Genomic DNA, 3365 nt, shown 5'->3' with positions numbered 1-3365 from the left:
GGCCGCAAGACCATCCTGGTTCGCGTCGAAACCTCGCCTGAGGACATTGGCGGCATGCACGCCGCCGAGGGCATTTTGACCACGCGCGGCGGCATGACCTCGCACGCGGCCGTCGTCGCGCGCGGCATGGGCAAGCCATGCGTCGCGGGGGCGGGCACGATCCGCATCGACTATGTGAAGGAGACGATGACCGCCGGCGGCGTCACGCTCAAGAAGGGCGACGTCATCACCATCGACGGCGCGAGGGGCGAGGTGATCCAGGGCGCGGTGCCGATGATCAAGCCGGAGGTCAGCGGCGATTTCGCCATCCTCATGGGCTGGGCCGACGCGGTAAGGCGCATGAAAGTGCGCGCCAACGCCGAGACGCCCGAGGATGCGCGCCACGCCAAAGAGTTCGGCGCCGAGGGCATTGGCCTGTGCCGCACCGAGCACATGTTCTTCGAGGGCGACCGGATCGTCGCGATGCGCGAGATGATCCTGTCCGACAACGAGGAGGGGCGGCGCGCCGCGCTCGCCAAGCTCCTTCCGATGCAGCGCCAGGACTTCGCGGATCTGTTCGAGATCATGAGCGGCCTTCCAGTCGTGATTCGGCTGCTCGACCCGCCGCTGCACGAGTTCCTGCCGAAGACCGACGCGGAGATCGAGGAGGTCTCGAAGGGCATGGGCGTGCCCGCCGAGAAGCTGCGCGCCATCTCGGCCGAACTGCACGAGTTCAATCCGATGCTCGGATTCCGCGGCATTCGTCTCGCGGTCCGCTATCCGGAAATCGCCGAGATGCAGGCGCGCGCGATCTTCGAGGGCGCGGTCATCGCAGGCAAGAAGACCGGAAACCCGGTCACCGCCGAGGTCATGCTTCCGGTCATCTTCGGCAGGCCGGAGTTCGATCTGGTCAAGCCGATCATCGTCGCGGCGGCGGAGGCGGTCGCCAAGGAAACCGGCGTGACGGTGCCCTACTCGGTCGGCACAATGATCGAACTGCCGCGCGCGGCCCTCCGGGCGGGCGACATCGCCGAGAGCGCCGAATTCTTCTCCTTCGGCACCAACGACCTGACCCAGACGACGCTCGGCATTTCGCGCGACGACGCGGGATCGTTCCTCGGCATCTATACGGCCAAGGGCCTCCTGCCCGCCGACCCGTTCGTCAGCATCGATACGGTCGGCGTCGGCGAACTCGTCAAGATCGCCGCCGAACGCGGCAGGGCGGCTCGGCCCGGCATCAAGCTCGGCATCTGCGGCGAGCACGGCGGCGATCCGGCCTCGATCGCCTTCTGCGAGTCGGTGCACCTCGACTACGTGTCCTGCTCGCCCTTCCGCGTGCCGATCGCCCGCCTCGCCGCGGCGCAGGCGGCGCTGGGACGCAAGGCGCACTCGACCGCCTGACCGCAGCCGCTGGGTCTTAACAGGAAAGGGGCGCTCGCGCGGGCGTCCCTTTTTTCTTGTCGTCGCAGGCGTCCGACGCCATTCTCGGCTGAAACGCCGAGAGCGGCAGGAGGACAAGCTGACGGACCCATCCGCGCCCCCATCCGCGCCCGTCACCGCCGAACACAAGCGGCTCGCTGAAAGCGCCCTCGACCGCCCCGGCGCGTGGAAGGCGATCGGCCCGTACTTAAGCGAACGCGCCTGGGGAACCGTGCGCGAGGACTACAGCGCCGACGGAAAGGCATGGGCCTATTTCCCCTATGAGCACGGAAGGTCGCGCGCCTATCGCTGGAGCGAGGACGGGCTCGCGGGCGTCTCAGACCGCAGCCAGACGCTGTGCTTCGCGCTGGCGCTGTGGAACGGGCGCGACCCGTTCCTCAAGGAGCGGCTGTTCGGCCTCTCGGGCCCGGAGGGCAATCACGGCGAGGACGTCAAGGAATACTGGTGGTACGTCGACGCCGCGCCAACCGCGTCCTGGCTGAGCTGGCTCTACCATTACCCTCAAGGCCCCTTCCCCTACGCGCGCCTGCGCGAGGAGAACGCGCGTCGCAACCGGAACGACCGCGAATACGAGCTCGCCGACACGGGCGTCTTCGACGATGGCCGCTACTGGCGAGTCGCCGTCGACTACGCGAAGGCCGCGCCGTTCGACCTCTGCATCCGCATTCGCGTCCGCAACGCCGGCCCGGACGCGGCGACGCTCGACGTGCTCCCGACGCTGTGGTGGCGCAACCGGTGGTCGTGGGACGAAGGAGCACCGCGGCCGGAGATCGCCGCGGCCCCGTCGCCGCGCCCGGACCAGGCGCTGGCGACGGCCGCCGACGAAACCGGCGCAACCTGGCGTCTGGCGGCCGGGCCGGCGCCAAGCGGCGGGCCGCCCGAGCTTCTGTTCTGCGACAATGAGACCAACATCCCGTTTCTCTACGGCGGCGCGTTGAAGACGCGCTACCCGAAGGACGGGATCAACGATCACGTCGTTTCGGGCGCAACGACGGTCAACCCCGACCGGCGCGGCACGAAGATGGCGGCGCGCTATCGCTTGACCGTCGCGCCGGGCGGCGAGGTCGAATTGCGGCTGCGGCTTGGGCGCGATGACGGCAGCGCTTCCCTCGATCTGGCCGAATCCTTCACCGACGCGCTGGCGACGCGTGAGCGCGAAGCGGACGAATTCTACGCGGCGATGCGGCCCGCAAACACCGGCGATGAGGAAGCCGGGATCATGCGGCAGGCCTACTCCGGCATGATCTGGAGCCAGCAGTTCTACCATTTCAGCGTCACGCGCTGGCTCGACGGGGATCCGACAGAGCCGAAGCCGCCGGCCGGGCGCCAGACCGCGCGCGACTGCAAATGGCGGCACTTGAACGCCCACGACATCATCGCCATGCCGGACAAGTGGGAGTACCCGTGGTTCGCCGCCTGGGACCTCGCCTTCCACTGCGTGGTGCTGGCGCGCGTCGATCCGGCCGCGGCGAAGCATCAGCTCTTGCTGCTGTATCGCGAATGGTACATGCATCCGACCGGGCAGCTTCCGGCCTACGAATGGGACTTCTCCGACGTCAATCCGCCGGTTCAAGCCTGGGCGGCGCTGACGGTGTTCCGGATCGACGGCAGCAGCGATTTCAACTTCCTCGCGCGCGCCTTTCACAAACTGCTGATCAACTTCACCTGGTGGGTGAACCGCAAGGACGCGCTCGGCGATAACGTGTTCGAAGGCGGGTTCCTCGGACTCGACAACATCGGGCCGTTCGACCGCTCGGCGGCGCTGCCCGGGGGCGGCGTGCTGGAGCAGTCGGACAGCACGGCCTGGATGGCGAAATACTGTCTCAACATGCTCGAGATGGCGCTGCATCCTCGCGGCCCTCCTGTGCCAGCGCGTCGTCATGTTCAAGTACCGCGTCCGCCTCGAGGTCGACACGCTCGACGTCTTCGCCGTGCACGGCGTCGGC

At 68.1% G+C, this 3365-nt stretch carries 1 protein-coding gene and 1 pseudogene; both read left to right on the top strand.

Annotation, left to right across the window (positions count from 1 at the left end; all coding sequences use genetic code 11):
- Positions 1 to 1380, top strand: a 1380-nt coding sequence (locus ACLP25_RS25675) for a putative PEP-binding protein (protein WP_442471944.1), incomplete at its 5' end; no start/stop codon positions are given.
- A gap of 250 nt (positions 1381 to 1630) precedes the next feature.
- A pseudogene (locus ACLP25_RS25670) lies at positions 1631 to 3365 on the top strand (MGH1-like glycoside hydrolase domain-containing protein); the annotation flags it as partial.

The sequence above is a fragment of the Roseiarcus sp. genome (assembly GCF_052145395.1).
GTDB lineage: Bacteria > Pseudomonadota > Alphaproteobacteria > Rhizobiales > Beijerinckiaceae > Roseiarcus.
The sequence above is the reverse complement of the archived record's forward strand: the minus strand, read 5'-3'. Positions and strand labels throughout refer to the sequence as shown.